We start from the raw sequence: 26,452 nt of genomic DNA on the forward strand, positions 1-26,452 counted from the left end.
GGTCATGGAGGGCTCCCGTTCGCTCAGTGGCCGGTCTTGAGCGTGCGCTGCTGGCCGATCTGCACTTCCTCGCGCAGGTCGTTCCAGATGACGCGGCACTTCTCGACGAAGGCGGCGTCGTAGCGGATCTCCTCCATCACGCGCGGCCGGGGCAGGTCGATGTGATAGACGCTCTTCACCGTGGCGGGGCCGGCGGTCAGCACATAGACCTTGTCGGCCAGCGCCACCGCCTCCTCCAGATCGTGGGTCACGAACACCACCGAGGCGCCGGAGCCGGACCACAGGCTCAGAAGCTCGTCCTGCATCAGCGTGCGGGTCTGTACGTCGAGCGCCGAGAAGGGCTCGTCCATGAGCAGGATCTTCGGCTCGTTGATGAAGGTCTGGGCGAGGGCGACGCGCTTGCGCATGCCGCCCGAGAGCTGGTGAGGATAGTGCTTTTCGAAGCGCGCGAGGCCGACGCGGGCGATCCAGTCGCGCGCCTTCTCATAGGCCTGCGCCTTCGGCATGCCGCGATAGATCGGGCCGGCGGCCACATTGTCGAGCACGGAGCGCCAGGGAAAGAGCGCGTCCGCCTGGAAGACGAAGCCGACGTCCTTGTGGATGCCGGTGACCGCGCCGCCCATGACGCGGACTTCGCCCGCGCTCGGCTTGGCAAGGCCAGTGACGAGATTGAGCGTCGTGGACTTGCCGCAGCCGGTGGGCCCGACCACGCAGGCAAACTCGCCGCGATCCACCGTCATGGTGAAATCGTGCAGCGCCGTCATGGACTTGCCGTCCGGCGTCAGGAACCGGCGGGTGACGTTTTCAAGCTCGATGGCCGGGCTCGGTGCGGCGGCCGGCAGGACCGGCGGGTGGGTCGCCTCAAGGGTCTGAAGAGACATGCGTTTCCTCCCCTCGCCGGCGTGACACGCGGCGAGCCTCTGGTTTGGGAATTTCTGGCTGGACGGCGCCGGCGGTCTCAGGTGGAGCGGCCGGCGCCGAGGACGGCTTAAAGCCTCAGTTGCCGAGGGCCTTGGCCGCGTTGTCCACGAAGCTCGTGGTGTAGGTCTTGGACAGGTCGATCTGCTTGCCCTGCACGTTCTTGGCAAAGGCCTGGAGCACCTTCAGCACCGTCTCAGGCCCGTCCTTCGGCATGCGGCCGTCGGGGGTGAACTGCGCCTTCCCCGCGGCGAGACCCTGAATGTAGAGGTCCTTGTCGCCGACGTAATAATCCTTGGGCATCTTGTCGGCGATCTCCGCCGCCGAATGGCTGGCGATGAAGCGCATGGTCTTCACGAAGGCATTGGCGAGTTTCTGCGCCTCGTCGGGATGGGCGTCGAGCCAGGACTGCTGCACATAGAAGGAGGCCGCCGGATAAGGCCCGCCGAGCGCCGCTGCCGTCATTTCCGGCGTGCGCATGTCGACGAGGATCTTCGCCTGCCCGGTCTTGAGCAGCTGACCGATGGTCGGTTCCGTTGTCATGCCGGACTGGATCTGGTCCTGCTTCATGGCGGCGATGAAGGTGTTGCCGGCACCCACCGGCAGCAGCGTGTAATCGCCGGCTTTCAGCCCGCCGCGCGAGGCGAGATAGCGGGTGAGGAAGTCGGTGGAGGAGCCGAGGCCGGTCACGCCCAGCGTCCGGCCCTTGAAGTCCGCCGGAGACTTGATCTCATCGGCATACTTCGTGGAGACGAGCTGCACCTCACCGGGCGCCTGGCTGAACTGTACGATGGATTTCAGGTACTTGCCCTTCGCCTGAAGGTCGATGGTGTGGTCATAGAAGCCCACCACGCCATGCACGGCGCCCGCGAGCAGCTCATTCTCGGCCTCGACGCCGGCGCGGGAATTGATCAGCTCGACATCGAGCCCTTCATCCTTGAAATAGCCGAGCTCGCGGGTGAGGGCGGCGGGCAGATAGATCTGCTTCTCCATGCCGCCGACGATGATGGTGAGCTTTTCGGCGAAGGCGCCGGACGAGGCCATAAGGCCCGTGGCAAGAGCGAGGGTGCCGACAAACGCCTTGAGGCGCGATCCCGCCTTGCGGGATGCACGGAATGTGGACATGGCTGGGCCTTCCCTTGGGGGCGATATTCGCCCGCGTTTCCTCAAATGATGGTGCCTTGCGGCATTCTTCTCTTGGTTCGGCTTTCTGCCGTATGAACCTTTTACCCGAAGGAAGCTTTCAGTCGGCTTTCAGTCGCGGGCCGCAGGTGGAATGAGCAGGGAGTACGGGAGAATGCCGATGGACCTCGATCTCTTGCTGCGCAAGGCCCGCCTGTCGGACGGGCGGCGCGTCGTCATCGGCATCGCCGATGGGCGCATCGCATTGATCGAGGAAGAGGGCGCCCCCGTTCCTCCGGCGCGGGAGAGCCTCGATCTTGCGAACGCGGTCGTGCTGCCGGGCTTCACCGATGGCCATCTGCATCTCGACAAGACGCTGCTCGGCCTGCCCTGGCGGCCCCATGACGCCGCGCCGTCCGTCCGGGCCCGGATCGAGGCGGAGAAGGCGTTCCGGCGCGGCGAGTGCTCGACACTGGCGGAACGCGGCGCCGAGAAGCTGCTGGAATTGGCGCTGCGCCACGGCACCACCAGCCTGCGCACGCATGTGGACATCGACGACGTGACGCGGCTCGATTATCTGGCACAGGTGCTGGAGATCAGGGAGCGCTGGCGCGGACGGGTGGACATCCAGATCGTCGCCTTTCCCCAGAGCGGCATCCTCTCCTGCCCGCCGGTGGCTGATCTGCTGGAGGAGGCGTTGCGCATGGGCGCCGATCTTGTGGGCGGCCTCGACCCGCTGGGCCATGACGGCGATCTCCACGCGCCGCTCGATGTGGTCTTCGGGCTCGCCGAGCGCCACGGACGGGGCATCGACATCCATCTGCATGATGGGGGCGAAGCCGGCCTGTCCGAGATCATGGAGATTGCGCACCGCACGAAGGTGACGGGCCTCGGAGGCACCGTCACCATCAGCCATGCCTTCGCGCTGGCGGATGCCGATGCACGCGCCTTCGACGCGGTGGCGGGCCTGCTGCGGGAGGCGGGCGTTGCCATCCTCTCCAGCATTCCTGGCGGGGACCGCTGTCCGCCGCTCCTGCGGCTGCGGGAGGCTGGCGTCAGCGTCTTCTTCGGCTCGGACAATGTGCGCGACTGCTGGAATCCGGCGAGCGTCGTCGGCATGGCCGACCGCACGATGCTTGCCACCTACCGCTTCGGCTTGCGGACGGACGCGGACATCGCCGGCCTCATCGATCACGTCACCCGCATTCCCCATGCCGTGACGGGCCTCGGGCCGGGCACGCTTGCGCCCGGCGCACCGGCGGACTTGCTCGCCTTCGACGTGGAGACCGTGCCCCAGATCGTGGTGGAGCGCCGCCTGCCCACGCTGGTGATGAAGGGCGGTGTTCGGCAGGTGTGAGGCCCGCTCACGCCATAGCCACGCACTCGATCTCGATGTCGAAGGGCTGGGACCAGGGTTTGATAGCGGCCGAGGTGCGCGCGGGAAAGCCGCCGGTGAAGCGGGCCGCATAGATCCGGTTGACGGGGCCCATCAGAGCCGGGTCGGTGACGAAGACGGTGGCCTTCACCACGCGGTCCAGCGAGGAGCCAGCGTGGGCGAGGGCAAAGGCAAGAGCGTCCAGCGAACATTCCGCCTGAACCTCGATGGGACCGCCTACGATGGCGCCGGTTGCGAGGTCGAGGGGCGGCATGCCGCAGGTGAAGAGGAGGCCGCCCGCGCGCACCAGCGCGGACGTGGGGGCGCCGAGGCGACGGATCGCCTCGGACACCACGGGCACCTCGATGATTTCGGGGGCGGACATGGTTCGTCTCACGCGGCGCGCGCGAGCACGGCCTGAAGCAGCACGTTCACGCCCGGCTCAATATCAGCGAGGGTGACATTCTCCAGTTCGTTATGGGAGAGGCCGCCCTCGCAGGGGGTGAAGATCATCGCCGTGGGCAGGTGGTTGGCCACGTGCATGGCGTCGTGACCGGCCTCTGTCAGCATATCCATGTGCGTATAGCCCAGGGCTTCGGCCGCGCCGCGCACGAGGCCGACGCGATCCCTGTCGAAGGCCATGCCGCCATAGGACCAGCCCTCATGAAGGCGGATCTTGCAGCGGGACTTCGCCTCAAGCTCGGGGAGCCGCGCGATGAAGCGCTCCAGCGCCTGCGAGACCACCGCATTGTCGGGATGGCGCATGTCGCAGGTCATCTCCACCCGATCCGGCAGGATGCCGAGCAGGTTCGGCTCGGCCACAAGGCGCATGGTGGTGGACTTGCCGCCGGTGGGATGAAGCTCCCAGCCGATCTCCTCGATGGCCAGCGTGACATGGGCCGCGCCGACCAGCGCATTGTGCCGGTCGGGCATGGGCGTGGGGCCGACGTGGCCGGTCTCGCCGATCACCTCCACCACGAAGCCGCGCACCGCGAAGGCGCCGGTAACGACGCCGAGCTGGATCTTCGCCGCATCCAGACGCGGTCCCTGCTCGATATGCAGCTCGAACAGGCTGTCGCATTGGTCCGGCCGCAGGCCGCCGGTGCCGCGGAAGGAGATAGCATCGAGGGCGGCCCCAAGGGTGATGCCGTCCTTGTCGGTGCGCGAGAGCGCGAAATCGAGGCTCTTGTCGCCAGTGAAGATGGCCGAGCCGATCATGGGCGGCTCGAAACGGGCGCCTTCCTCATTGGTCCAGTTCACCACCGCCACGGGCAGGCGGGTCTCGATGCCGTGGTCGTTCAGGGTGCGGATCACTTCGAGGCCGGCCAGAACGCCGAGGATGCCGTCGAAGCGGCCGCCCTTGATCTGGGTGTCAAGATGACTGCCCACCAGCACCACCTTGCCGTCAGCTTCCTGCCCCGGTCGCACCGCGAACATGTTGCCGATGCCATCGACGGTGAGCTGGCAGCCCGCTTCCTCGCACCAGCGCTGAAAGACGCGGCGCACTTCGCCATCCTCGGCCGTGAGCGCGAGGCGGCGCAGCCCGCCACGCGCTGTCGTGCCGATCTCGGCCGAGCGCGCGAGCGTGGACCAGAGCCGATCCATGTTGGGACGCAGGTTGGCGTGGCGATGCATCTGTCGGACCTTGCTGCCTGTAAGGGAACGGCTGTGCCTGCCGGCCACGCCGCGATGACATCTGTTCTAGAGCGGCTCTGCGATGGCGGAAAATAGAAACCGGCAATGCAGACCATATCGAATATCGATTGGCGTGCCGCGGCGACTTCAACGAGAGTGCCCCGCAGGGCCGGCACAACGACCGGCCAAGGTTCCGGTCACATCCGAAGATACTGGCCACGGCGCGCGCCGTGGTCTCGATGGATGCTGCCCGGTCCGACCCGACAATCACCAGAGGCGGACCCGATGAACGACCATGTCCCCGTGCGCGCCACCGCGGCCCGCGCGCCCCAGCCACGCAGCATGCGCAAGATCGCCTTCGCGAGCGTCATCGGCACCACCGTCGAGTGGTACGATCTGTTCGTCTTCGGCACCGCATCGGCGCTCGTCTTCAACAAGGTGTTCTTTCCGAGCTTCGATCCGCTCGCCGGCACGCTGCTGGCGTTCGGCACCTTCGCTTCGGCCTATCTTGCGCGCATCGTTGGTGCGGCGCTCTTCGGCCACTTCGGCGACAGGCTCGGCCGCAAGTCCATGCTGTTGACCTCTTTGCTCATCATGGGGCTCGCCACCTTCGCCATAGGCCTCCTACCGAACTATTCGGTCATCGGCATTTGGGCTCCGATCCTCCTTCTGACGCTCCGGCTCATTCAGGGCCTCGCGCTGGGCGGCGAATGGGGTGGTGCGGTGCTCATGGCGGTGGAACATGCGCCGGACAACCGCCGGGGCCTCTATGGCTCCTGGGTGCAGATCGGCGTGCCCGCCGGCACGCTGCTCGCCAATTTCGCCTTCCTCATCGCCAATGCGCTCATGTCCACGGAGGCGCTCGTCTCCTGGGGCTGGCGCATTCCATTCCTGGTCAGCATCCTGCTGGTGGCGGTCGGGCTTTACGTGCGGCTCAACACGGCCGAGACGCCGTCCTTCCAGAAGGTGAAGACGGCGGGCGCGCAAGCGAGCGTTCCTTTCGTCGCGCTGATGGCGAAGAACTGGAAGCGGGTGGTTCTGGGCGGTGTCGCCACCATGTCCACCGGCACCTCCTTCAATCTCATCGTCGCCTTCGGCCTCACCTATGGCACGCAGACGCTGGGCTTCTCGCGCAATGAGATGCTCTCCATCGCGCTCCTGTCCTGCGGTGCCTGCCTGCTGCTGCTTCCGGCCTTCGGCCTCCTCTCCGACGTGATCGGCCGCAAGCCGGTGATCGTCGGCGGCATCATCGCGGAGGCCATCGTTGCCTTCCCGCTGTTCTGGCTCATGGACACCAAGGTCTTCAGCCTCGCGCTGGTCGGCTATCTGCTGATGATGACGGCGTTCGCCGCCAATTACGGGCCGATCGCCACCTTCCTCGCGGAGCTGTTCGGCACCAAGGTGCGTTATTCGGGCCTGTCCATCAGCTACATGCTCTCCGGCGTGCTGGGCAGCGCGGCGACGCCCATCGTCACCACGGCACTGCTTCAGGCGACCGGCACGGGATCGTCGGTCGCCTGGTACATGATCGGCTCGGCTGCCATCTCGACCATCGCGCTGCTGATGCTGGTGGAGACGCTGAAGGCCGATCTCGCCGAAGCGCACTGACGTGCGGGCGGGAGCGGCCGGCTCCCGCGATCACTCACGGCCCGACCGGTGCCTCTATGTCGGCGTTCGCATCCTCGAACGCCGACATTTCCTCCATGAAGGCCTGCTCCGCGGGACTGTAGCGGAGCGCCGGATTGGAGAGAAAATAGACGTCGGCGCCCAGCGCATCGAGGCCGGGGAGGGGGAGGGGCCACAGTGCGCCTTCCGCCACATCCCGCGCCGCCGCTTCCAGCGGCAGAGTGCCGATGCCGACGCCAGCGTTGACGAAGCGCCTGACCTCGAACAGGTCGGGGCTCGTCGCCACCACCCGGCGGGCGATATCGGCGCCGAGGCGCAGGGTCAGCATCGGCTCCAGCGAGTTGGACACCTCGGCGCAGGCGAACGAGACCCAGGGTTCGTTGCGGATGGCGTCGAAGTCGATCGCTTCCACGCCGAACAGGCGATGGCCGCGCCCACAGAAGACGCCGAACCGCTCGCGGAACAGGAACCGGCAAGAGAGCGTGGGAAGGGGTTTGGCCAGAAGGCAGATGCCGAAGGGCGTGAGCTGCTGCGAGACGGCCCGCACGATGCCGTAGCTGCTGGACACTTCCACATTGTAGGAAATGCCGGGGTGCTTGGCGTTGAGCCGCCGCACAACCGCATCAAGCCCGCTATTCACCAGATGGGTCACGATCTCGATCCGCACCAGCCCGGTCAGGCTGCTGGAAGAGGGGGCGATGCCGGGATCGAGAGTGAGGATGGCGCGATAGAGTTCGCGGCACTGCTGGTAGAGCGCCTCGCCCTGCGGCGTGAGACGCATGGGCCGGCAGCCCCGCTCGAAGAGCCGGCACTCGCAGGTCTCTTCCAACCGCTTCAAAGCGGCGCTGACGCTCGGCTGCTGGAGCAGCAGGCGCTCGGCGGCGCGCGTTACGCTCCGCTCTTCGGCGATCACGAGGAACGTGCGCAGCAGGTTCCAGTCGAGCCCGTGCGTCCAGTGGCGGGATGGCGGCATTTTCGGCCCTTGTGATGCCTGTCCATCCTACCCCTGCCGGATGCGTAAGGGCCAGCCCGGTTGCTGGCCCGATCCACTGGGGAAGGGCACCGGTCCTCCGGTGCCCTTTGCCGGTCAGCTGCCCTTGCGGCTGGCAAGCTGGGGAATGAACAGATCGCTCCAGGCCTTCGGCTTGACCTTGATGGAGCCGGCAGCGTGCATGAAGTCGGCGAACTGCATGATGCCGTCCGGTGTCGTGGAGAAGCGCGTATCCTTGTCGTTCAGCATTTCAAGGATCTCCTCCACGGAGGTCTTCACCTTGGCGTTCCGCACGTAGATCTCGGCCGCTGCCTGCTTGTTGGCGGCGATGAAGGCATCCGCCTCATCCAGCGCGTCGAGGAAGGCCTGCGTGACCTTCGGATTGGCATCCACGAACTTCTTCGGCGCAAACGTCACGTCGAGCGTGATGGGGCCGATGACATCGACGGAATTTGCCACCCGATGCACCTTTGGGTCCTTCAGCTCCAGATAGGAGAAGGGCGGCGAAGTGAAGTGGGCATTGATCTCGGTCTTGCCGCCGACGAGGGCCGCGAGCGCCTCGGGGTGGGGCAGGCTCACCGTGAGCGGGTCGAGCTTGGCATAGTTCTCGCGGCCGAATTCGTGCGCCGCCATCATCTGCAGCACCACGGCCGAGAGCGAGGTCTTGATGCCGGGAAGGGCGATCTTGTCGCCCGCCTTGAAGTCCTTGAGCGAATTGATGTTCGGGCTGTTGGTGTTCATCCACAGCGCGGTGGCGCTGAGGCCGCTGATGCCCACCACCTCCACGTTCGGGATGCCCTTCGCCTTGGCCCAGAGCGTGATGAAGCCGGGCGCGCCGGTGCCAGCAAAATCGAGCGAGCCGGCCATCATGGCGTCATTGATGACATTGCCGCCATCGAGCATCAGCCACGTGACCTTGAGCGGGCCGAGGCCGGCCTTCTCGGCCTGCTTCTCCAACAGCTTCTGGTCTTCCATGACGATGAGCGGCAGATAGAGGATGCCGTAGCCCTTGGAGATGCGGACTTCCTTCACCTCGGCCCGCGCTGCGGGGACGGCGGCGACGAGAGCGGCCGCGGCGAGCGCGAGCGCCCGCAAGGTTTTTAGGATGCTCATGTGGTTTCCTCCCATGTGCCTTGTCGGCTGTTGTTCGCGAATATGGATCGGGCTCGTGCCTGGCTGTCTCGGGCGGCCGGCCGGCACGCCGGCCGCCCACCCGCATTCAGTGCTGCATGCCCCAGCGGCGCACGGTCTTGCGCTCGATGGTGGCGAAGCCGACGTTCTCCACGATGAGGCCGATCAGGATCACCGTCAGGAGGCCGGCGAAGACGTTGGAGGTCTCGAGCTGGTTGCGGTTCTCGAAGATGAACCAGCCGAGGCCGCCGGAGCCGGAGGATACGCCGAACACCAGCTCGGCGGCGATCAGCGTGCGCCAGGCGAAGGCCCAACCCACCTTGAGGCCGGTGAGGATGGCCGGGAAGGCGGCGGGGATCAGGATGAGGCGCACCAGCTTGAGGCCCCGCAACCCGTAATTCATGCCGACCATCCGCATGGTGTTGGAGACCGAGCGGAAGCCGGAATGCGTGTTGAGCGCTATGGCCCACAGCACGGAATGGACGAGCACGAAGATGACGCTGCCCTGACCGAGTCCAAACCAGATGAGCGCCAGCGGGAGCAGCGCGATGGCGGGAAGCGGGTTGAACATGGAGGTCAGCGCCTCCAGCAGGTCGGCACCGAGGCGGGAGCCGATGGCCAGCGTCGTCAGGATGGCGGCGAGCACGATGCCGATGCCGTAGCCGATGAGCAGCGTCTGCAACGACACCAGCACGCGCTGGGGGATCACCCCGTTGGCGATGTTGTCGATGAGGGCGGTCAGCGTCTCGGTGAAGGTGGGGAACAGCAGGGGATTGCCGAGCCAGCGGCCATAGGCTTCCCAGAGCCCCGCCAGCACCAGCAGGATGAAGGCCTTGCGCACGGCGCCGATGCCGTAGATGCGCTCGAACCAGGAGAGGCTCGCCTCCACCTGCACGTCGCCGGCGGTGGTGTCGGGCTTGATGATCTCGGGGCGCAGGAGAAGGGTCTCGCTCATGATCGTCTCCTCAGTGCCCGAACAGCATGTCGTTGATGCGGGTTTCCAGCTGCACCGCCGCCGGGGTGCCCATGGCCTCGGCCGGCACGCTGTTCAGCTCCGCGCGCACGCGGCCGGGATGTGGCGACAGCAGGAGGATGCGGGTGCCGATCTTGATGGCCTCCTCGATGGAGTGCGTCACGAACAGCACCGTGAAGCGCGTGTCCTCCCAGAGCTGGAGCAACTCGTCCTGCATCTTGCGTCGGGTGAGCGCATCGAGCGCCGCGAACGGCTCGTCCATGAGCAGCACGTCCGGCTCCATGGCCATGCCGCGCGCAATGGCGACACGCTGCTTCATGCCGCCCGAGAGCATGTGCGGATAGCTGTCGATGAACTTGGTGAGGCCCACCTTATCGATATAAGCGGCGGCCCGTTCCTGTGCCTCCGCACCCTCGAGGCGGCCGCTGGCGGTGAGGGCGAAGACCACATTCTCCCGAACGGTCTTCCAAGGCAGGAGCTGGTCGAACTCCTGGAACACCATCATGCGGTCGGGGCCGGGCTCTTTCACCTCGTGGCCCTTGAGGCGGATCTTGCCTTCGGTCGGCCGGAGATAGCCGCCGATAGCCTTCAGCAGGGTGGACTTGCCGCAGCCCGACGGACCGAGCAGCACGAAGCGATCGCTGTCATAGACGTCGAAATCGACACGATAGGTGGCCGTAACCAGCGAGCCCGGCGTCTTGTACTGGAGCGTGACACCTTCGACCGAAAGCAAAGGCGCGCCGATAGATTGCGGCTGATGCGCGTTCATCCGTCCTCCCTGCCGCCACCGGGCTCTGCGCCGTGGCGAATTTTGTTTGGTGCACTCTGGCAGCCTTGGTAAGAACGATACGGGCATTCACTGACACGAAACTGACTCCAGCCGACGAAGAGCCATGCGCATCCTGCTGGTCGAGGACACCGAAGAGATCGGCCGCGCCATCGCGAAGCGGTTCGAGCGCATTGGTTACGCGGTGGACTGGGAGCGCGACGGGCGCACCGCGGCCGAGCTTCTGGAAGTGCAAAGCTATGATCTCGTTGTGCTGGACGTGATGCTGCCTCGGCAGGATGGGTTCAGCGTTCTCAAGGGGTTGCGCGGGCGTGGGGTGCGCACGCCGGTGCTGGTGCTCACCGCCCGGTCCGCCGTCGACGACCGCATCAGCGCCCTCGATCTCGGCGCCGATGACTATCTGATCAAGCCGTTCGATTATCGCGAGCTGGAAGCCCGCGCCCGCGCGCTGCTGCGCCGGGCGGCGGGCCAGTCGGACAATCTGCTGCGGCTTGGCCCGTTGACCATCGACCGGGCCGGCCGCACCGCAAGCGTCGAGGGCAAGGCGCTCGACCTGACCCGGCGCGAGCTGACCGTTCTGGAAATCCTCGCCTCCCGCCCCGGCCGGTTCGTGCCGAAGGAAGAATTGGTGGAGCAGCTCTTCAGCTTCGATCAGGACCCGAGCCCCAATGCCGTGGAGCAGTTCGTGGCGCGCCTGCGCCGCAAGCTTGCCGCGACGCCAGTCGAGATCCGGACAGAGCGCGGCCTTGGCTATCAGCTCGCGACTTGAAAGCCTGCGCACCTCGCTGCGCGCGCGCATCCTCGCCCTCGTCGGCATCATGCTGGCGCTGGGCGCGCTGCTGCTGAGCTTCGCGGCGTGGGAATATGCCAAGGTCGCGGCGCGCGATGCCTATGACAAGCTGCTTATCGGCGGCGCGGTGCAGATTGCGGAAAACGTCTACGTGCAGGGGGGCGTTGTGGCGCTGGACCCCCCGGCCGCCGCCTTTTCCACGCTCTCGGCCTATGACCTTGTCTTCTATCGCGTCACCGACCCGCGCGGGGTCGTGGTGGCGGGCTATGACGATCTGGCGAAGGGGGTCGGCGGCGCCGCGCTGCACCGCGGCGTCGTCCTGCGCGACGGCACCTATCAGGGGCAGCCGGTGCGTATCGCGGCCCTCGGCAAGCAACTGGAGGACGCGGGCGGCGGCTGGGCGGAGATCGTGCTTGCCCAGACCATGCGGGCCCGGGAAGCCCTGGCCTGGGATCTGACCACCAAGGCCGTCGCGCTCATCGCCGTGATGAGCCTGCTCGGCCTTCTGGCAACGGCCCTCTCCCTGGGCCTCGCGTTTTCGCCTCTGACGCGGCTTGAGGGCGAGATCGCCGGCCGACGGCCCGATGACCTGCGTCCCATCCAGGTCTCGCCTCCACGGGAGGTGCGGGCGCTGGTTGGCGCCATCGACGGGTTCATGCGCCGGCTGGAGGAGCGGATCGTCATGATGCAGCGCTTCATCGCCGATGCCGCCCACCAGATCCGCACGCCGCTCGCAGCTATCGATGCCGAAGCGGAACTCTTAAGCGACGAACTGGACGATCCGGCGCGGATGGACCCGCTGCGGAACCGCATTGCGGATGTGGGGCGCCTCGCCAGCCAGTTGCTCGATCACGCCATGGTGCTGCATCGGATGGAGACGGCGCGGCTGCAGCCGGTGGAGCTCAATGCGCTGGCCAAGTCGGTTCTGGCGCAGACGGTGCCCCTGAGCCTTGAGCGGGAGGTGAGCATCACCTTCGTGCCGGCGCCCGGCGAGGTGACGATTGCCGGAGACCCCATCAGCCTGCGGGAGGCCATCGCCAACCTCATCCACAATGCGGTCGTCCACGGGGCGAGGGCGCGGCTCGCCGTCGAGGTTGGCGGGGACCAAGCCCATGCAGTGGTCACCGTGGGCGACGATGGACCGGGCATTCCCGATGGCGAGCGCGAGCGCCTCTGCGCGCCGTTCCAGCGCGGTGAGGGTTCCCATGGATCGGGTCTCGGGCTCGCCATCGCGGCCGAAGTGGCGCGGGCGCATGGCGGGGGCATCCGCTTTGAGATGCGCGAAGGCCTGTTTTGCGTGAGCCTGGTGCTTGCCGTGGCGCCAGCCCGCGAGGCCTGAGCCACCCGGCCGGGCCGGGTGGCACTGCGGCGCGATCAGGCGGAGAAGGTGACTTCCGCCGTGCCGAGGCCGGAGAAGGATGCGACGCAGGTGTCGCCGGGCTTCAGAAACAGCATGCCCGACCAGCTTCCGGTCGCGACCGACTGCCCCGCCTTCACGCCGCCGGCGATGCGCATCATGTTGACCAGCGCCACCGTGATGCCCAGCGGGTCGTCGGTAGGATGGCCGCCGGTGCGCTGAAGCACCGTCTCGCCATTGATCGTGAGAGTCACCTCGAGGCGGGGCAGGTCCAGGTGCGACCAGTTCTTTGTTTCTGCGCCGAGCACAAGCCCGCCGTTGATCATGCAATCGGCAAGCTGCTCCAGTTCCGGCCGTGTGCGCGGCGAGCGGAAACGGCTGGACAGCACCTCGATGGCGGGCAGAACGGACGTGGCCGCTGCCACCTCTTCGCGTGTATAGGGCGTCTCGCGCGGCGGCAGGTCGCGCAGGAAGCGGAAGGCAACCTCAGCCTCCACGCCGCAGTGCGGAACCTGGACGGCGGGCATGGCCGCCGGGCTTTGGCGCACCATGCCCGCCGGGATCAGACCGCGCTTCTCCGGCGCCCCCACGGGCGTGGACGCCTTGTAGGCGCCGATTTCGAGTCCGAGCCGCGCGAAAACGACGTCCTGGATGGCATGGGCCTCGTCCGTGGAGGCGGGAGCCTGCGCCAGACCGTCGATCTGCGTGTTCGAGCGACGGGCTTCGGCCAGCGCATCCACGCTGGCTTCCAGATGAGACGCGACCATCAGCATTCCTCGGGGCTATGTGGGCTCTGCTCAAGCCGCCCCGGCGAAATGCGGGACGGCGGCGAGCAGGGTGCGGGTGTAATCGCTTTCCGGCGCCTCGAACAGCCGCCGGCTCTCGCCCTGTTCCACCACCCGCCCGTTCTGCAACACAATGCTGCGCGCGCACATCATGCGCACCACGTTGAGATCGTGGCTGACGAACAGGAAGGCGAGCTGTTCCTCCCGCCGCAGCCGCTCCAGCAACTGGAGCGTGACCGCCTGCACCGACACGTCGAGCGCGGCGGTGGGTTCGTCCAGCACCAGCAGGCGCGGGCGCACCGAGATGGCGCGGGCGATGCCGACGCGCGCCTTCTGGCCGCCGGAAAGCTGGTGCGGGAAGCGCTCCAGCAGATGCGCCGGCAGCCCCACCTTCTCCGCGCAGTCCAGCACCCGGTCGCGCAGCGCCTTGCCGGACATGTTGTCGAGCCGCCGCAGGGGATGGGCGATGGCGTCAAAAGCGGAGAAGCGCGGGTTGAGGCTGTCGTGCGGATCCTGAAACACGATCTGGATCTGCCGCCGGAATTCCGAGCGGTGGAACTCCCGTGCCGGAATGCCGCCGATGGAACGGCCATCGAAGACGATCTCGCCTTCGGTCTGGTCGATGAGGCGGCAGATCATCCGCGAGATGGTGCTCTTGCCCGAGCCGCTCTCGCCCACGAGGCCGACGCTTTCACCCGCCGCGAGGCTGAAGGATACGCCACCCACGGCGGTGATGCCGCCGTCATAACGCTTCACGAGGTCCTGCACCTCCAGCAGCGGCGGGGTGCCGGCCGGCGGCTTCACGCGCACGGGTTCGGCCGGCAGGGGCACATGGTGCTCCGGATCCGCCACCAGATCCTCCACGCGGGAGGTCGGCGTGGGTGAGGCGGCGACAAGGCGGCGGGTGTAGGCGTGCTGCGGCGCGCGGAACAGCATCTCGGGTGGGGCGCGCTCCACGATGCGGCCCTGCTCCATCACCACCACGTCCTGGCAATATTGCGCGGCAAGACCGAGGTCGTGGGTGATGAGGATCACCGCCATCTGCCGCTCGCGCGTAATACGCGCGATGAGGTCCATCACCGTCTTCTGCGTCGTCACGTCGAGGCCGGTGGTCGGCTCGTCGGCGATCAGCAAGGCGGGCTCGCAGGCGATGGCCATGGCGATCATCACCCGCTGGCACATGCCGCCGGACAGTTCATGCGGATAGGCGTCGAGCCGCTTTTCCGGCTCGCGGATGAGCACGGTCTTCAGCAGCTCCAGCGCCTTTTCTCGGGCCTCCTTGTCCGAGAGGGTGCGATGGGCGCGCAATGCATCGGCGAGTTGGAGACCCACGGTGCGGATGGGATTCAGCGCCGCACGCGGGTTCTGGAAGATCATCGAGATGGCGGCGCCGTGGATGGCCTGCAGCGTCTTGTGCGAGGCACGGCTGATGTCCTCGCCCCGGAACACGACGCGGCCGCGCGTGATGCGGCCGGCGGCATCGAGCAGCCGCGTCACGGCAAAGGCCGTCACCGACTTGCCCGAGCCGCTCTCGCCCACGATGCCGAGCGTCTGGCCGGGGGCAAGGTCAAGGTCGATACCCTTCACCGCCTCCACTGGCCCGCGCCGGGTGGAGAAGGTGACGGCGAGATCCTCGATGCGCAGGAGGGATTGGGTCATGTGCGCATCCTCGGGTCCAGAATGTCGCGCAGGCCGTCACCCAGCAGGTTGAAGCACAGCACGCACAGCATCAGCGCGAGGCCGGGGAAGGCCACCAGCCACCACTTGCCGGTGGAGATGAAGCGTGCCCCCTCCGCCACCATGATCCCCCATTCCGGTGTCGGCGGCTTCACGCCGAGGCCGATGAAGGAGAGCCCAGCCGCATTCAGGATCGCCCAGCCGAGGTTGAGCGAGATCTGCACCGCCATGGCCGGCAGGATGTTGGGCAGGAGGAAGCGCAGCACCACCGAGAGATGGCTGTCGCCGCAGGCGCGCGCGGCCTCCACCCAGCCGGCGGAGCGGCGCACGTTCACCTCGGCACGGGCAAAGCGGATGTAGAAGGGCAGGTTGATGATCGCCGTGGCGATGACGATGTTTTCCACCCGGTTGCCCAGCGCCGCCACCATGGCCATGGCGAGCACGAACAGCGGGAAGGCCATCAGCACGTCCACGAAACGGCCCACCGCGCGGTCGAGCCGCCCGCCCGCATAGCCGCAGATGCTGCCGATCACCGCGCCGAGCGCAAACGACAGCACCACCGCCGAGGCGGCGATGGCGAGATCCAGCCGCGCCGCCACGACGAGGCGGCTGAAGACGTCGCGACCCAATTGGTCCGTGCCCGCCCAGTGGGCGGCGCTTGGTGCCTCGAGCGCATGGGCGACATCGGAAGCGATGGGATCATAAGGCACCAGCACCGGGCCGAAGAGGGCGACGAGCACGAGCAGGCCCGTCGCGAAGGCGGCGATGGCGGTGAGGGGATTGCCGCGCAGCACGAAGGCGGCATGGCGCAAGGTTGCGGTGCTCATTCGACCGAAATCCGGGGGTCGGCGATGCCGTAGAGAATGTCGATCACCAGGTTCACGAGGACGAAGATGAAGGCCATCAGCAGCACGAAGCCCTGCACCGGCGCATAATCCGAGGCGAGCAGCGCATCGAGCGCGTAGGAAGCGACGCCGGGCCAGGAGAAGACCTTCTCCACCAGCACATTGGCGCCGAGCATGGTGGAGAAGACGATGCCGGTGATGGTGAGCACGGGCAGGATGGCGTTGCGCAGCGCATAGACGACGATGATCCGCCAGCGGGAGAGGCCGATGGAGCGGGCCGTGCGCACGAAATCGCTGCCCAGCGAAGAGAGCATGGCGGCGCGGGTGATGCGGGCGAGCGGGGCCACCACGAAGAGCGCCATGGTGAAGGCCGGCAGCACGAGCTGGCTCGCGGCGGCCCTCCAGCCCTCGAAATCGCCGGCCAATGCGAAGTCGATCAGCAGGAAGCCGGTGGCGCGCGGTGGAAGGCTGGTGAAGATGTCCACGCGTCCGGTCGGGTCAGGCGCATAGCCGAGCAGGTAATAGAAGACATAGATCAGCAGCAGGCCCGACACGAAGGTGGGCACGCACACGCCCAGCGCGCAGAGCAGGCGCACGCCGTGATCGACCACCGAACCGGGTCGCAGCGCTGCCGCGATGCCGAGCGGCACCGCCGAGAGGAGGGCGATGAAGAGGGCGGCAAACGTCAGTTCCAGCGAGGCCGGCAGACGCTCCTTAAGGTCTGCCGACACCGGCTGGCCGGTTGTGAGCGAACGCCCGAGATTGCCCTGCGCGACATCCACGAGATAGCGCCCGAGCTGCTCCGGCATGGGCTTGTCGAGGCCCATCTGCTTGCGGATCGTTTCGATCTCCTCCTTGCCGGCGGTGGGGCCGGAGGCGAAGAACACCGCCGGATCGCCGGGCAGAACGCGCATCAGAAGGAATGTGAAGACGAGCACGCCGAGGAGGGCCGGTAGGGACGACAGAAACCGTCGTCCCGCCCGCCGCGCCGTGAGGGCGACCTGGCTCATTTGCGGCTCAGGTCGCGATAGTCCACCTGCCGGTGGAACTGGTAGGTGTAGCCCTCGATGGAGGGGGCCATCACCGCATCCTGAGAGGCCTGCCAGATCGGGATCTGCGGCATGATCTCGAAGTTGAGGGTATTGAGCTCGCGGCCCATGGCCTCATACTTCGCCTTGTCCTGCTCGAAGCGCGCGGCCTGCGCGATCTCGGTGATCTGCGGATTGTCCAGCGAGGAGTAATTCCAGCGGATATTGCCGATGTAGAAATTCCGGTAGAAATAATCCATCGACGGCAGCCAGGCGACGATGTTCTCGGTGAAGAAGGGCAGCTTCTTCTCGTTGATCAGCGTGGACATCTGGGCGTCGGGGAGCTTCTGGATCTCCACCTTGATGCCGATCTTGGCCAGCGACTCCTTCAGCAGCGCCGCCATGGGCTCGGCGACGTTCGCCTGTCCCACATTGAAGGAGAAGGTGGTGGAGAAACCGTCCGGCATTCCGGCGGCGGCGAGATATTCCTTGGCCTTGGCAAGGTCCAGCTTCACCGGCTGCGGAATGGGGAAGCCGCCGGAGGGCGCCTTGCCGTCCGTCCAGGTGGCGCCATAGAGCGGGAAGCCGCGTCCGAACAGGGCAGCCTTGAACATGTCGTCATAGGGCAGCGCATAAGCGATGGCCTTGCGCACGTTCACATTGTCGAACGGCGGGATCTTGTTGTTGAACGAGATGAAGGAGATCGCATTGTACTGCGGGGTGGAGATCACCTTCAGCTTGCCCTTGGCTTCCAGCGCCGCGGCATCCGTGGGCTGAAGGTCGATGACGATGTCGGCGTCGCCGCGCTCCACCAGATTGGCGCGGGTGGAGGCTTCCGGCACGGTCTGCACGATGAGGCGCTTGAACGCGGCCTGGCTGTTGGCGGGGCCGCGGTTCCACGCATCGTTGCGCTTGAGGATCACCTGCTCGGCGGGCTTGAAGGTCTCGATGACGAAGGCGCCGGAGCCGGCGGTATTCTCCTTCAGCCAGTTCTGCGCCCACGGGTCGTCCGCCGTGGCATGGGCTTTGGCGACCTTGGAATTGAAGATCACCGGATAGACGGTGGCAAGGTTCGGCAGCGCCAGCTTGTCAGGCTTGGGCAGCGTCACCTCGAAGGTGTAGGGATCGATCACCTTGAACTGGTCGGGGCTGGTGAGCGAGCCGGTGAGCAACTGCGCCTTGGCGAGCGAATTGGCCGTCACCGCGCGGTCGAGCGACCACTTCACGTCCTCCGCCGTCACCGGCGTGCCGTCCTGGAACTTGGCGTCCTTGCGCAGGTGGAAGGTGATCTTGAGCCCGTCCGGGCTCACGTCATAGCTTTCCGCCAGTTCGCCGCGCACGGTGTCGAGATCGAACACCCATTTGCCGTTGAGCTGCTTGCGTCCGAAGGAGACCAGCCGGTCATAGGTGCTGAGACTCACCGCGAATGCTTCGCGCGTGGAGCCGGGCATGGTTGGGTCGAGCGTGTTCACCACCGCGCCCGTGACATAGCGCAGGGTCTCCGCGCGGCTCTGGGCGTGGGCGGCGGGCGCCGTCAGGCTCACTGCAACGAGGGCCGTTGCGCCCATGAGCCACTGGCGGCGTGTGGGTTTCAGGAACACGTCGATCATCGGCAAGCTCTCCTGGAAGGGGAACACGGGCGGTGCGGCGCTGGAGTACGCCGCCACCGATGTATGCAATTGGTATGCCGTTGGCGTTCACGCCTCCAGCTTGCGCACCACGGCCTGCGGAACGTCGTAGGCTTGGAAGTCCGCCCAGAACTGGTCGAGGTCGTCCTGGAACAGGTCGCGGGTGAGGCCGTGGACCAGCTTCGGAATGGCCGTCGTCATGGCGTTGATGGACGATCCGGAGGCACCAAAGCTCATGGTGGAGGCAATGGAGAAGAGGTGGATGTCGCTCACCCAGGGCGTTTCGCCGGCTGTCTTCTCCTCGAAGGCATAGTCCTCCGCCAGATAGGGGAACTGCGAAAGACGGGCTTCCTTCTCATGGTCCGGCGGCGTGTAGCGATCGCCCCAGGTGGCGATATTATGGGCAAAACGCTTCAACTCGGGGCGCGCACCGAAATCCATGCCGATGCCGGTGCAGGCGATCACATAATCCGCCGTGAAAGTCCCGGCCTGCGTGGAGACCACGGCGCGACCGTCCTGCTCGTAAGCGTCGATGAGGCCGGCGCCGGTGGTCAGGTGGAAATTGGCGTGGCGGGCGCAGCGGTCGTAAGTGGCTTGGGGGAAGGCTTCCCGCAGGCGCAGGGCGCGGCTCATGAAGCGCCAGCGCCATTCGTCGGTGAGTTCGCTCAGGTGGCGCATGAAGCCACGGAAGGTGAACCACAGATAGGGCTGCACCAGCTGCGGCTCGAAGCGGCGGCAGAGCTGCATCACCTCGCCGACGCCGGCCTCCAGCGCGGTTGCGGCATTGTCGAAGGCCGAGGCGCCGGCGCCGATCACGATGACCGTCTTTCCCTTCAGCGCATCGAAATCGATCATGTCGGAGGAGCGGGCCCGCAGATGCTCCGGCAGGCGCTCCAGCTCGGCGGGGAGGGTCCAGTTGCCCATGCCTTCCTGGCCGGTGGCGAGCACCACCTTGCGGGCGTAGATGGTCTCGACGCCGTCCGGCGTGTTCACGGTGAGGGCCAGCAGGCCATCGGCGGGGCCGATGTCCGTCACCTGGCAGAGATTGCGCACCGGCAGGTCCAGCACGTCGCGGTACCACAGCAGATAGTCGGCCCACAGATCCTTGGGGATGAGCTTGAGCTCCGTCCAGGCTTCCTTCCCGTACCGGGCCTCGTGCCAGGCCTGATAGGTCAGGCTGGGGATGTCCATGTCCGGGCCGGTGAAGTCCTTGGGGCTGCGCAGGGTGAGCATGCGCGAATAGGTCCGCCACGGGCCTTCCAGATCGCGCGGCGCCTGATCCAGCACGAGGATGTTGTCCACCTTGGAGCGCTGCAGGCAGAAGGCGGTCCCAAGGCCGCACTGGCCGCCGCCGACGATCACCACGTCATAGGCAGGCTTGCCGCCGGGCGCGGTCCGAGGCTTGACCCAGGGGGCCTTGGGGTGGGCGATCCGCGCCAGATCGTCCCGAACCTGCTGCTCCAGAGCCCGCAGGCCATCAGTGCTTCCGAATGTCGTCGTCATGAGGCAAGCCATCCGCCGTCGACCGCGAGGGTCGTACCCGTGATGAAGGAAGAGGCATCGCTCGCCAGATAGAGCGCGGCCTGTGCGATCTCGTCCGCGGTCCCGAACCGGCCGAGCGCGTGGCGTTGGCGGGAGGCCTCGCGCGCGGCGTCTGGGTCCGCCTGCCGGCCGAAGCCGCGGGCGAGCATGGGGGTCTCCACCGCGCCGGGCGCGATGGCGTTGACGCGGATGTTGTCCGCGGCGAAATCGAGGGCCATGGTGCGGGTCAGGCTGAGGATGGCGCCCTTGGCGGCCACATAGGCGCTATTGCCGCGCCCGCCGGCCAGCGCCAACTGGGACGAGAAGGTGACGATGGCGCCGCCACCCCGCTCGCGCATGGACGGGATGACCGCCCGCGCCCAGAGCCACGTGCCGCCCACATTGGCGCGGAACACCGCGTCCCAATCCTCGGGCCTCGTGGTGAGCACCGTGCCGCCCACCGACATGCCGGCCGCCGCGATGAGGATGTCGATGCCGCCATAGGTCCCGCGCACCTGAGCGGCGGCGGCCTCCACCGCCTCCGGAGCGCCCACGTCGCCGGGGAGCACCAGCGCCTGTCCGCCCGCCTGCGTGATCGCGTCGGCGGTGGCGGCAAGCCCCTCCGCGTCCCGGTCCACCAGCGCCACGGCGGCTCCCGCGTCAGCAAGGCGGGCAGCGGTGGCGCGGCCGATCCCGGAAGCGGCGCCGGTGATGACGGCGATGCGGCCTTGAAGCGTCATGCGATGGCCTCGTTCTGGAGCGTGCGCGCCCAATGGGCGAGATGGCTGGCGCTGTCGGCGCAGCCGAAGCGCGCGTTCCAGCCGATGTCGGCGGCAAGGCGATGGACCGCCAGCGGCGGCCGGTCGGTGGCGGAGTGCAGGTCGATTGTCGGCGTCTCGCCCGCCTCTGCGAGACGGCAAGTGAAGCCGGGCATGTGAGCGGCGAGCGCGCGGCCCCAGTCCAGGGTGCTCCAGCGTGTGCCGGTCGAGACGTTGTAGACGGGCGCGGTCCAATGCGGCGCGGTGGCGAGCGCCAGCACTGCCTCCGCAACGTCGGGCGCATAGATCCAGTCTCGCAGGCCGGGGCGGGCGAGCAAGGCAGGCTGCCTGTTGCGTGCCGCATCCAGCATCTGCGCCTGAGGGCTCAGCGTGTCCCGCACGCCCGTCGCCCGCTCCCAGGGACCGAAGACGGCACTGAGCCGGACGCTGACGGCTTCCAGGCCCCAGAGGTCCGCGAGCCGGGCAACCACCCGCTCGGAAGCGAACTTGGTGATGCTGTAGAGCCCCTGCGGATCGCAGGCGACGGCCTCATCCATAACGTCCGCCACCGATGCGGCGGCCCCGTAGGCGGCGGCGGAGCTGAGATTGATGATGCGGCGCGCCCCGGCCGCGCGCGCGGCTTCCATGAGGCCGGGCAGGGCGCCGAGATTGACGGAGAGGATCGTCTCCGGCTCGCGCGTCTCGCGCTCCGCCCCGGCGGTGATGGCGGCCCCGAGGATCAGCAGATCCGTGCCGGCGGACATGGCGCGGACCACCGCCTGCGGGTCGCGCACATCGCCCTGCTCAAAGCGGATGGGGAGGGTGAACAGCGGCGGCGGCGCCGAACGGTCGAACAGAACGACCTCATGGCCGGCGCCATGGAAGGCGGCCGCGATGTTCAAGCCGACGAAGCCGGTTCCGCCCGCCACCACAACCCGCACTGTCTACCCCCCGAGGTCAGCCCGCCCGAAAGGCAAGTCTTCGAGAGGGAGGGTCGGTCAGCGGGACTACTGGGTCAATGACAGGCGATTAATATAATTATTCGCTGCGTTATTATAATCGATATGGATGAAGACGCAGGCACTATTATGGGTCGCAAGCTCGGCTTTGGAGCCTTTTGGAGCAGTTCGTGCTGTCCGGTGCCTGAGATTGATGCAGGATGGGTAGGGCCGATCACCGGTCTTTGAACGGAAACGGCCCTCCCTCAGACGTGAGGGAGGGCCGCTCGGGATTCCGGGATGAAACGTGTCAGACAGCCGTCTGACGCGCAAACGCGATGTAGAGCTCGCGCAGGCGCTTGGTGAGGGGGCCGGGCGTTCCGGTTCCGATGGGCTTGTCGTCAATGGCCACCACGGCCTGCACGAAGCTGGAGGCGGAGGCGATGAAGGCCTCCTTGGCGGCGAGCGCCTCGTCCAGCGTGAACAGGCGCTCTTCCACCGTGATGGTGCCCTCGGCGGCCAGCGCCAGCAGGGCGCGGCGGGTGCAGCCCGGCAGGACGGCGGTGGAGTTCGGACGCGTCACCACCACATCATTGGCGGTGATGATGAAAGCGGAGGAGGAGCCGCCCTCGGTGATGAAGCCGTCCTGCACCATCCAGGCTTCCTGGCAGCCGGCCTCGGCAGCGGCCTGCTTGGCCAGCACCTGCGCCAGCAGGGCGACGCTCTTGATGTCGCGCCGCGCCCACCGCAGGTCCGGCACCGACTTCACGCGGATGCCGGTCTCCGCCGCCTTGGAGGCGAGGATGTTCTTCTCCTGCGTGAACATGAACAGGGTGGGCTTGGCATCCTTCGGGAAGGTGAAGTCCCGGTCGGCGACGCCGCGCGTCACCTGCATGTAGACGACGCCCTCGGTGAGGCTGTTGCGGCGGACCAGCTCGCGCTCCAGTTCCACCAGTTCCTCAAGGGTCACGGGCAAATCGAGGGCGATCTCGCCCACGGAGCGCTTCAGGCGGGCGAGGTGGCTGTCATTGTCCACCAGCTTGCCGTCGAGCACCGCCGAGACCTCATAGATGCCGTCGGCGAAGAGGAAGCCGCGATCGAGGGGGGAGATGCGGGCCTCGGCGAGGGGCACGAAGTCCCCGTTGACATAGGCGATACGGTCCATGACAGAACTCCAGGGTAGCGCGCGGCGGGCACAACCCGTCTCGCGAGAGATAAAGCCGAGCTTGTGCCGGCCATGAACGAAGCGGGCGCGCGCGTCAACCCGAAGGCGGCGCGCGGAACTGTCGCCGCAATTCCTCGATGAAGCTATGCACGAGGCGCGAGCGCGGCACGCCCTTGCGCAGCAGCAGCACCACGGAAATCTCACAGGGCGGGCTGAACGGACGCTGGACCAGCTCCGGCGAATGGTGAAATTCCGCCGTATAGGGGTCGACGACGGCAATGCCGAGCCCGGCCTGCGCCAGAACGGCGGCCGTTGAGCAGTAACGCACCTCCACCCGTGGATCGTAGGTGGCGTGGTCGCGGTCGAAGGCCGAGCGCAGGATCTGGCCGAGGCGCGATGCCGCTTCCAGCCCCACGAAGCGATGCCCCGCCACTTCGCTGGCGGTGACTTCGGACCGGTTCGCCAGAGCCGAGCCTACAGGAACAAGCGCCACCATGTGGGTGCGGTGGAGCACCTCCACATTCACGTCGAGGTCCTGGTCGATGGCGAGCGCAATGCCCACATCGGCCGAACCTTCCTTGAGCGCGGCGAGAATGTCGGAGAGGCGGCGCACGTCATAGGAAACGGAGACCTCCGGCCGCTCCTCCAGCAAGGCCCGCAGCGCCCTCGGCGCGGCGGTGTGGCCGATGGGCGGGGTGGCGACGATGCGGATGCGTCCGGACTTGCCCTGCCGGATGTCCCGTGCCCTTAGCGAAAAGCTGCGCAGGACGCCGAACAGGGGCCTGATTTCCTCGTAGAGCGAGAGCGCCTCGGCGGTGGGCTCCAGCCGCCGGTGCGCCCGCTCGAACAAGGTGATGCCCAGTTCCCGCTCCAGCTGGCGCAGGCCGTTGGAGACCGCCGGCTGGGAGATGCCCAGTTGCTCGGCTGCCTCCACCGTCGTCTGGCAACGCATCATCGCGCCGAAGATTTCCAGCAGGGACAAGGAGACCTGTGGTTCGTCGCCCTCGCGCATCAGCCGCCCACGAGCACCCGGCCGAGGGCCTGCGCCACGGCGGCCTGCGTGGCATCCACCACCGGAATGCCCAGCGCCTCTTCCAGAATGCCGCGCTGGGGCGACATGCCGGCGCAGCCGAGGATGATGGCGCCAGCGCCCATCTGCTTGAGCTTCGTGCCCGCCTCCCGCAGCAGATCGAAGCTCGCCGACGGATCGCCGCTCTCGGCCACCGTCAGCGCACGGGCCGGGGCGACCTCGCCGGCCAGCCGGCTCATGACGCCCATGCGGGCGAGATTGGCAAGGTGGCGCGGAATGGAGCCTTCCGCCACCGCGATGACGCCGAAGCGGTCGGCAAGGCCCATGGCCGCGAGAACGCCGGCATCCTGCATGCCGACCACCGGGCGGCGGGTCTCCGTGCGCAGCAGATCGAGGCCGGGCTGCGAGTAGCAGGCAATCACAATGGCAGAGGCATCCGGCCGCGCCTTCGCGAGATCAGCGGTGCGCAGCGCGGCTTCATAGACGTCGCGCTGGGTCATGATGCCGAGCGGGCTCTCGGCAATGGTGAGGCATTCAATCGCCGGGCCGCCGCCGAGCCGGAAGGGCTCGACCGCTCGCGACAGCGCCTCGGTGACGGCGACATCGCTGTTGGGATTGATGACGAGGATGGGGCCTTTGGCGGTCATGGCGCGATCCTCAGGGGGCGATGTCCGCGCCGAAATTGCGCGCGGGATCGAGTTCGGGGGCGCGATAGCCGGGACGGCCGGTGAGGTCCACCGTATCGCGGGCGACGAAGCGGCCGCGGCCGCGCGTGGCGACGAGTTCACGCTCCTCCACCACCAGTTCGCCCCGGTTCAGCACCGTGCGCGGCCAGCCGGTGACGGTGAGGCCCTCGAAGGGGGTGTAGTCCATATTGTCGTGCTGGTCGTCCAGTGACACCACGCGGGTCTCGTTGGGATCCCAGATGGCGATGTCGGCATCGAAGCCGGGGGCGATGGAACCCTTCCGCGCCATGCCGAACACCTTGGCCGCGTTGGTGGAGGTGAGGGCCACGAACTGGTTGGCGCTGATGCGGCCCTTCACGACGCCTTCCGAGAACAGCCAGGGCAGCCGCATGGCGATGCCGGGCATGCCGTTGGCGATCTTCGGATAGGGCACGTCCGCGCCGTTGAAGAGCTTGCCGGTCTCGTCATAGCGATAGGGGGCGTGGTCGGATGACACGCTCATGAAGGTGCCCGCCTGAATGTGCCGCCACAGGGCCTCCTGCGTCTGCGCATCGCGCACCGGGGGCGAGCACATGAACTTGGCGCCTTCCATGCCCGGCCGGTCGAGGTCCTCGCGGGTGAGGGCGAGATACTGGGGGCAGGTTTCGGCGAAGAGCTTCACGCCCGCTTGCGTCTCCCGGCGGATGATGGCCGCGCCCGCTTCCGTCGACACATGCACCACGAACAGGGGGGCATCCACGAGCTTAGCCAGCGTCACCGCGCGGTTGATGGCCTCCTCCTCGGCCAGCTCCGGCCGGGAGATGGCGTGATACTTCGGCGCCGTCAGTCCCTTGGCGGCGAGGCGCTTGTTCATCCACTTCACCATGTCGTTATTCTCGGCATGGACCATGGTGAGCGCGCCATGGGTCTTGGCGACGGTGAGCACGTCCAGCATGCCGCCATCGCCGAGGTTCAGCAGGTCGTAGGTCATGAAGACCTTGAAAGAGGTGATGCCCCGCGCAAAGGCCCGCGGAAGCTGCTCCTCCAGCACCTCGGGGGAGGGATCGGAGACGATGAGGTGGTAGGAATAATCGATGACGGAATTTGGCGCCGCCCGCTCGTCATAGATCGCGACCACATCGTCCAGCGACTGGCCGCGATGCTGGGCGGCGAAGGGGATGAAGGAGGAGTTGCCGCCGAAGGCCGCCGAGACCGAGCCGGTGTAATAATCATCGGCGGTCATGATCTTGGTGGAGCTTTCCTGCGCGATGTGCGCATGGCCCTCAATGCCGCCCGGCATCACCAGCCGGCCCGTGGCATCGATCCGCTTGGTGCCGCCCGCAAGGCTTTCCGCGACGGCGGCGATGCGTCCGTCGCGGATGCCGATGTCCGCCTTGTAGGTGTCGGTGGCGGTGACGATGGTGCCGCCGTGGATGACCGTATCGAACGCGAAATCAGACATGGGAGAAACCTTGGGCAGGGGCGTTGCCGCGAGGGGCGGGACGGAAGGGGCGGTGCGAACTGGACGATTGGCCGTTCAGCTCGGGCGCGCCTGATGCCAGCCGACCGGGAGGTCCGACGACGGCGGGCTTCCGGCTAGGGGACAGGTCGGCAGCGCTGGAGAGGGTGAGCAGCACGGCGGCAGGGTTCCGAACGCGGTGGCACATCGTAGCCGGCTTTGAACGATCATCCTCATAATGATACGAC

24 protein-coding genes are annotated in these 26,452 nt (G+C 67.1%); 4 read left to right on the forward strand and 20 right to left on the reverse strand.

The features are described 5' to 3' along the window. Positions 1-23: 23 nt before the first annotated feature. Together AZC_RS10075 and AZC_RS10080 are read right to left on the reverse strand one after the other, a co-directional pair. A complete protein-coding gene (locus tag AZC_RS10075) occupies positions 24-881 on the reverse strand; it encodes an ABC transporter ATP-binding protein (protein WP_012170470.1) in 858 nt (285 codons plus the stop codon). A gap of 115 nt (positions 882-996) precedes the next feature. Next, positions 997-1,962: an ABC transporter substrate-binding protein gene (locus AZC_RS10080; RefSeq protein ID WP_162470324.1), complete on the reverse strand. Its 966-nt coding sequence runs from the start codon at positions 1,960-1,962 to the stop codon at positions 997-999. A 259-nt stretch (positions 1,963-2,221) separates the two neighbouring features. On the opposite strand from AZC_RS10080, the gene AZC_RS10085 reads away from it, so the two are divergent. Beyond that, positions 2,222-3,397: an amidohydrolase gene (locus AZC_RS10085; RefSeq protein ID WP_043879180.1), complete on the forward strand. Its 1,176-nt coding sequence runs from the start codon at positions 2,222-2,224 to the stop codon at positions 3,395-3,397. Positions 3,398-3,404: 7 nt separating this feature from the next. Here the strand turns inward: AZC_RS10085 and AZC_RS10090 are convergent, their stop codons facing one another. Together AZC_RS10090 and AZC_RS10095 are read right to left on the reverse strand one after the other, a co-directional pair. Further along, entirely contained in the window at positions 3,405-3,800 is a 396-nt protein-coding gene (locus AZC_RS10090; protein WP_012170473.1) for a RidA family protein, read from the reverse strand. Positions 3,801-3,808: 8 nt separating this feature from the next. Next, positions 3,809-5,050 carry a Zn-dependent hydrolase gene (locus AZC_RS10095; protein WP_043879181.1) on the reverse strand — a complete coding sequence of 414 codons (1,242 nt, stop codon included), beginning with the start codon at positions 5,048-5,050 and terminating at the stop codon, positions 3,809-3,811. Positions 5,051-5,335: 285 nt separating this feature from the next. On the opposite strand from AZC_RS10095, the gene AZC_RS10100 reads away from it, so the two are divergent. After that, on the forward strand, positions 5,336-6,658 hold the full coding sequence (locus AZC_RS10100; protein WP_043879182.1) for an MFS transporter: 1,323 nt from the start codon (positions 5,336-5,338) through the stop codon (positions 6,656-6,658). Between the two features lie 34 nt (positions 6,659-6,692). On the opposite strand, the gene AZC_RS10105 is transcribed toward AZC_RS10100, so the two are convergent. The 4 genes from AZC_RS10105 to AZC_RS10120 all read right to left on the reverse strand — a co-directional run bounded on the left by AZC_RS10105 (position 6,693) and on the right by AZC_RS10120 (position 10,540). Continuing rightward, on the reverse strand, positions 6,693-7,649 hold the full coding sequence (locus AZC_RS10105; RefSeq protein WP_012170476.1) for a LysR family transcriptional regulator: 957 nt from the start codon (positions 7,647-7,649) through the stop codon (positions 6,693-6,695). Positions 7,650-7,763: 114 nt separating this feature from the next. Further along, positions 7,764-8,780, reverse strand: a complete 1,017-nt coding sequence (locus AZC_RS10110) for an ABC transporter substrate-binding protein (protein WP_012170477.1) — start codon at positions 8,778-8,780, stop codon at positions 7,764-7,766. A 106-nt stretch (positions 8,781-8,886) separates the two neighbouring features. After that, the gene (locus AZC_RS10115) at positions 8,887-9,753 is read right to left on the reverse strand and encodes an ABC transporter permease (RefSeq protein ID WP_012170478.1); all 867 of its coding nucleotides are present in this window, start codon (positions 9,751-9,753) and stop codon (positions 8,887-8,889) included. A gap of 10 nt (positions 9,754-9,763) precedes the next feature. Continuing rightward, positions 9,764-10,540, reverse strand: a complete 777-nt coding sequence (locus tag AZC_RS10120; protein ID WP_043879183.1) for an ABC transporter ATP-binding protein — start codon at positions 10,538-10,540, stop codon at positions 9,764-9,766. Positions 10,541-10,664: 124 nt separating this feature from the next. Between AZC_RS10120 and AZC_RS10125 the strand changes: the two genes are divergently transcribed. Further along, entirely contained in the window at positions 10,665-11,327 is a 663-nt protein-coding gene (locus AZC_RS10125; protein ID WP_012170480.1) for a response regulator transcription factor, read from the forward strand. Next, positions 11,305-12,687: a sensor histidine kinase gene (locus AZC_RS10130; RefSeq protein ID WP_043879184.1), complete on the forward strand. Its 1,383-nt coding sequence runs from the start codon at positions 11,305-11,307 to the stop codon at positions 12,685-12,687. The genes AZC_RS10125 and AZC_RS10130 overlap by 23 nt, the downstream gene beginning before the upstream one ends. A gap of 35 nt (positions 12,688-12,722) precedes the next feature. Here the strand turns inward: AZC_RS10130 and AZC_RS10135 are convergent, their stop codons facing one another. The 12 genes from AZC_RS10135 to hydA all read right to left on the reverse strand — a co-directional run bounded on the left by AZC_RS10135 (position 12,723) and on the right by hydA (position 26,207). Continuing rightward, positions 12,723-13,472 carry a 2-keto-4-pentenoate hydratase gene (locus tag AZC_RS10135; protein WP_043879185.1) on the reverse strand — a complete coding sequence of 250 codons (750 nt, stop codon included), beginning with the start codon at positions 13,470-13,472 and terminating at the stop codon, positions 12,723-12,725. Between the two features lie 30 nt (positions 13,473-13,502). After that, positions 13,503-15,149: a dipeptide ABC transporter ATP-binding protein gene (locus AZC_RS10140; protein WP_012170483.1), complete on the reverse strand. Its 1,647-nt coding sequence runs from the start codon at positions 15,147-15,149 to the stop codon at positions 13,503-13,505. Then, positions 15,146-15,994 carry an ABC transporter permease gene (locus AZC_RS10145; RefSeq protein WP_012170484.1) on the reverse strand — a complete coding sequence of 283 codons (849 nt, stop codon included), beginning with the start codon at positions 15,992-15,994 and terminating at the stop codon, positions 15,146-15,148. Before AZC_RS10145 ends, AZC_RS10140 begins: the two co-directional genes overlap by 4 nt. After that, the gene (locus tag AZC_RS10150) at positions 15,991-17,022 is read right to left on the reverse strand and encodes an ABC transporter permease (RefSeq protein WP_012170485.1); all 1,032 of its coding nucleotides are present in this window, start codon (positions 17,020-17,022) and stop codon (positions 15,991-15,993) included. The genes AZC_RS10145 and AZC_RS10150 overlap by 4 nt, the downstream gene beginning before the upstream one ends. Beyond that, positions 17,019-18,650, reverse strand: a complete 1,632-nt coding sequence (locus tag AZC_RS10155) for an ABC transporter substrate-binding protein (RefSeq protein ID WP_012170486.1) — start codon at positions 18,648-18,650, stop codon at positions 17,019-17,021. The genes AZC_RS10150 and AZC_RS10155 overlap by 4 nt, the downstream gene beginning before the upstream one ends. Positions 18,651-18,737: 87 nt before the next feature. After that, entirely contained in the window at positions 18,738-20,171 is a 1,434-nt protein-coding gene (locus AZC_RS10160) for an NAD(P)-binding domain-containing protein (RefSeq protein ID WP_012170487.1), read from the reverse strand. After that, the gene (locus AZC_RS10165; protein WP_012170488.1) at positions 20,168-20,929 is read right to left on the reverse strand and encodes an SDR family oxidoreductase; all 762 of its coding nucleotides are present in this window, start codon (positions 20,927-20,929) and stop codon (positions 20,168-20,170) included. The genes AZC_RS10160 and AZC_RS10165 overlap by 4 nt, the downstream gene beginning before the upstream one ends. Further along, the gene (locus tag AZC_RS10170) at positions 20,926-21,888 is read right to left on the reverse strand and encodes an NAD-dependent epimerase/dehydratase family protein (RefSeq protein WP_012170489.1); all 963 of its coding nucleotides are present in this window, start codon (positions 21,886-21,888) and stop codon (positions 20,926-20,928) included. The genes AZC_RS10165 and AZC_RS10170 overlap by 4 nt, the downstream gene beginning before the upstream one ends. Before the next feature lie 307 nt (positions 21,889-22,195). Then, on the reverse strand, positions 22,196-23,050 hold the full coding sequence (locus AZC_RS10175) for a D-amino-acid transaminase (protein WP_012170490.1): 855 nt from the start codon (positions 23,048-23,050) through the stop codon (positions 22,196-22,198). 94 nt (positions 23,051-23,144) lie between these two features. Beyond that, on the reverse strand, positions 23,145-24,062 hold the full coding sequence (locus AZC_RS10180) for a LysR family transcriptional regulator (protein WP_012170491.1): 918 nt from the start codon (positions 24,060-24,062) through the stop codon (positions 23,145-23,147). Beyond that, positions 24,062-24,727, reverse strand: a complete 666-nt coding sequence (locus AZC_RS10185; protein WP_012170492.1) for an aspartate/glutamate racemase family protein — start codon at positions 24,725-24,727, stop codon at positions 24,062-24,064. The genes AZC_RS10180 and AZC_RS10185 overlap by 1 nt, the downstream gene beginning before the upstream one ends. 10 nt (positions 24,728-24,737) lie before the next feature. Then, entirely contained in the window at positions 24,738-26,207 is a 1,470-nt protein-coding gene (gene hydA, locus AZC_RS10190) for a dihydropyrimidinase (protein ID WP_012170493.1), read from the reverse strand. Positions 26,208-26,452 lie beyond the last annotated feature (245 nt).

Origin of the sequence: Azorhizobium caulinodans ORS 571 (assembly GCF_000010525.1) — a bacterium.
Lineage (GTDB): Bacteria > Pseudomonadota > Alphaproteobacteria > Rhizobiales > Xanthobacteraceae > Azorhizobium > Azorhizobium caulinodans.

Coding starts and splice junctions, on each gene's coding strand:
- AZC_RS10165 (WP_012170488.1), bottom strand. CDS start 20,929: ATGACGCTTCAAGGCCGCATCGCCGTCATCACCGGCGCCGCTTCCGGG.
- AZC_RS10075 (WP_012170470.1), bottom strand. CDS start 881: ATGTCTCTTCAGACCCTTGAGGCGACCCACCCGCCGGTCCTGCCGGCC.
- AZC_RS10160 (WP_012170487.1), bottom strand. CDS start 20,171: ATGACGACGACATTCGGAAGCACTGATGGCCTGCGGGCTCTGGAGCAG.
- AZC_RS10095 (WP_043879181.1), bottom strand. CDS start 5,050: ATGCATCGCCACGCCAACCTGCGTCCCAACATGGATCGGCTCTGGTCC.
- AZC_RS10120 (WP_043879183.1), bottom strand. CDS start 10,540: ATGAACGCGCATCAGCCGCAATCTATCGGCGCGCCTTTGCTTTCGGTC.
- AZC_RS10125 (WP_012170480.1), top strand. CDS start 10,665: ATGCGCATCCTGCTGGTCGAGGACACCGAAGAGATCGGCCGCGCCATC.
- AZC_RS10175 (WP_012170490.1), bottom strand. CDS start 23,050: ATGGACCGTATCGCCTATGTCAACGGGGACTTCGTGCCCCTCGCCGAG.
- AZC_RS10150 (WP_012170485.1), bottom strand. CDS start 17,022: ATGAGCCAGGTCGCCCTCACGGCGCGGCGGGCGGGACGACGGTTTCTG.
- AZC_RS10085 (WP_043879180.1), top strand. CDS start 2,222: ATGGACCTCGATCTCTTGCTGCGCAAGGCCCGCCTGTCGGACGGGCGG.
- AZC_RS10100 (WP_043879182.1), top strand. CDS start 5,336: ATGAACGACCATGTCCCCGTGCGCGCCACCGCGGCCCGCGCGCCCCAG.
- AZC_RS10105 (WP_012170476.1), bottom strand. CDS start 7,649: ATGCCGCCATCCCGCCACTGGACGCACGGGCTCGACTGGAACCTGCTG.
- AZC_RS10135 (WP_043879185.1), bottom strand. CDS start 13,472: ATGGTCGCGTCTCATCTGGAAGCCAGCGTGGATGCGCTGGCCGAAGCC.
- AZC_RS10090 (WP_012170473.1), bottom strand. CDS start 3,800: ATGTCCGCCCCCGAAATCATCGAGGTGCCCGTGGTGTCCGAGGCGATC.
- AZC_RS10145 (WP_012170484.1), bottom strand. CDS start 15,994: ATGAGCACCGCAACCTTGCGCCATGCCGCCTTCGTGCTGCGCGGCAAT.
- AZC_RS10155 (WP_012170486.1), bottom strand. CDS start 18,650: ATGATCGACGTGTTCCTGAAACCCACACGCCGCCAGTGGCTCATGGGC.
- AZC_RS10080 (WP_162470324.1), bottom strand. CDS start 1,962: ATGGCCTCGTCCGGCGCCTTCGCCGAAAAGCTCACCATCATCGTCGGC.
- AZC_RS10185 (WP_012170492.1), bottom strand. CDS start 24,727: ATGACCGCCAAAGGCCCCATCCTCGTCATCAATCCCAACAGCGATGTC.
- AZC_RS10140 (WP_012170483.1), bottom strand. CDS start 15,149: ATGACCCAATCCCTCCTGCGCATCGAGGATCTCGCCGTCACCTTCTCC.
- hydA (WP_012170493.1), bottom strand. CDS start 26,207: ATGTCTGATTTCGCGTTCGATACGGTCATCCACGGCGGCACCATCGTC.
- AZC_RS10115 (WP_012170478.1), bottom strand. CDS start 9,753: ATGAGCGAGACCCTTCTCCTGCGCCCCGAGATCATCAAGCCCGACACC.
- AZC_RS10180 (WP_012170491.1), bottom strand. CDS start 24,062: ATGCGCGAGGGCGACGAACCACAGGTCTCCTTGTCCCTGCTGGAAATC.
- AZC_RS10110 (WP_012170477.1), bottom strand. CDS start 8,780: ATGAGCATCCTAAAAACCTTGCGGGCGCTCGCGCTCGCCGCGGCCGCT.